Here is a 2,213-nt window from a genome sequence, read left to right on the forward strand (position 1 = left end):
TTCGTTGCCGAGCGCGGCTTGAAGCTTCATCTCGATGGCGCCAGGCTCTTTAACGCCGCCGTGGCCAGCGAGACCTCGGTCGAGGTGATCGCTGCACCGTTTGACAGTATCTCGATTTGTCTCTCCAAGGGGTTGGGTGCACCGGTGGGCTCGCTGCTGGTGGGCAGCCACGATTTCATCGCCCGTGCGCGCCGCCTGCGCAAGATGCTGGGAGGTGGCATGCGTCAGGCGGGCATTCTGGCGCAAGCCGGTCTGTTTGCCCTCGAGCAGCATGTGACCCGCCTGGCCGATGATCACCGCCGTGCCAAACGGCTGGCCGAAGGGTTGGCTGCACTGCCGGGCATCGAGCTCGACCTCTCGCTGGTGCAGAGCAACATGGTGTTCCTGCGGCTGCATGAGGGGGAATCGGCCCCTCTGCTCGCTTTTATGAAGGAGCGGGGGATCCTCTTCTCCGGTTACGGCGAGCTGCGGCTGGTGACCCATCTGCAAATCAACGATGACGATATTGAAGAGGTGATCGACGCCTTCACCGAGTATCTCGGAGCGCGTTGAGACGGCTGGTCAGGTAGAGGTTATACCAAGACCTGTTCATACCGAAATAACAGAGGGCGCCGCGGCGCCCTCTGTTATTTGCTGCAAGCTCAAGCCTGCCGCTGGCCGCTCATCAGCATGGCCTCATCGGTGGCGTCGTAGATCATCACCGCGATATGGGTTACCTGACCGCCGAAATCGGCCAGTGGCACCAGGGTCAGGTTCTGGAACATATGGGGGGCCGAGCCGGTAATGGGGCGATAGTTGGAGAAACGTAGCAGATAGGGCTTCTGCTCCCAGGTGCTGAAGGCGCGGTTGTTGAGCTTGAAGACCATGTTGGCCTTGCGCTCGAACCAGGCTCTGTCCACATCGGGGAAGAGCTCGAACAGTACGCCATCGCGCACGTCACTGGCCAGTCGGCCGCTGTGGCTCTCCATAAAGCCGTTCCACACCTGTACCTTGTACTCCTTGTCGAGCACTACCAGGCCTACGTCCAGGTTCTGGACTATGTTCATCAGCCAATGAAATTCACGGATTTCCATAGTCACTCCTAGAGCATGTGCATGATTTTGTTGTTCATGGTGGCGATGGAATCTTCGGTAAACAGCAGCAGCAGATCACACTGCACCGCGTAATCCTGGATCCGGTAGTTGATCTCGATGGCGAGCGTGCGGCGCCAGCGACTCTTGTTGGTGTTGATCAGCTCGTTGATGGGTCTGTGCTGGCCGAGCACCACCGGGTGCCCCTGACTGAAGGGGGTGTCGAGCTGGTTGGCGTAGCCGCGCAGGAAGGCGCCGATCAGCACGTTGGCGGTATCCATCAACAGCTCCAGTTCGGCGGTGCGATCCAGCGTCCCCTGATGGTTCATCAGCTTGGCCAAATCTTTGAAGCTGGAGTCATGGAACAGGATCAGCGCTTCACCGGCGATCCCCGCTCCAATAAAGCCCTGACAGACGGCGGAGAGGGTATCTGAATCCGCAGCGGCCGAGAGGGCCATATGCAACTCTGATACTTCCAGCACGTTGACGTTGGGGATAGGCAGTACCACGAAGGCGTTGAGCAGACGAGCCAGCAAGTCGGCGGCCTGACCCATGGAGACGTTGGCCAGCTCCTGATAGACATCGCGGATTTCGGGGGTGATCTTGACGCCTGCATCGGCTACAACGCCGTTTGGCTGCTGCTCGGGGGCGCTTGGTTGACCGCTCGGGGCGGCGCTCCAGAAATCATGCTTTTTGAGCAGGGCGAGCAGGGTCTCGGGGGCGGCGGGTTTCTTGATGAAATCGAGCGCCCCCAGCCCCATGACCCGTTGATAGGCCTCTGGTTGGATATCCCCGGAGACCACGATCACCTTGTTGCGTAGACCCTCCCGTTGGAGGGTCTCCAGCACGCCGTAACCGTCCATTTCCGGCATGGTCAGATCGAGGAAGATGAGATCGCCATGACCCATCAGCACCTGTTCGATCCCTTCGAGACCATTGGCTGCGTAGTGCAAATCGACTTTCCAGTCGGCCGGGAGCGCCCGCGCCAGCTGTTTGCGGGCGAACCCGGAGTCATCACATATCAATACATTCATGGCGTTAGGCAGGCTCTGTTGGCAAGGGATGCTATAAGTGTGGCCCGCTAACGGTCAGATGCAATGGGTGAGGCTATCACCTTGTGAAAATTGATTGTCCCACTGCCGA

At 59.2% G+C, this 2,213-nt stretch carries 3 protein-coding genes; 1 reads left to right on the top strand and 2 read right to left on the bottom strand.

Going from position 1 to position 2,213, the window contains the following annotated elements:
* Window positions 1-552, top strand: a 552-nt coding sequence (locus AACS18_RS14110) for a GntG family PLP-dependent aldolase (protein WP_258228711.1), incomplete at its 5' end; no start/stop codon positions are given.
* A gap of 89 nt (window positions 553-641) precedes the next feature.
* Here AACS18_RS14110 and AACS18_RS14115 read toward each other — a convergent pair.
* Window positions 642-1,073, bottom strand: coding sequence for a PAS domain-containing protein (locus tag AACS18_RS14115; RefSeq protein WP_005337175.1), 432 nt, complete (start codon window positions 1,071-1,073; stop codon window positions 642-644).
* A gap of 8 nt (window positions 1,074-1,081) precedes the next feature.
* Window positions 1,082-2,104, bottom strand: a complete 1,023-nt coding sequence (locus tag AACS18_RS14120; protein ID WP_047438363.1) for a response regulator — start codon at window positions 2,102-2,104, stop codon at window positions 1,082-1,084.
* Window positions 2,105-2,213 lie beyond the last annotated feature (109 nt).

The organism is Aeromonas sp. HMWF015 (genome assembly GCF_963878965.1).
GTDB classification, from domain to species: domain Bacteria; phylum Pseudomonadota; class Gammaproteobacteria; order Enterobacterales; family Aeromonadaceae; genus Aeromonas; species Aeromonas veronii.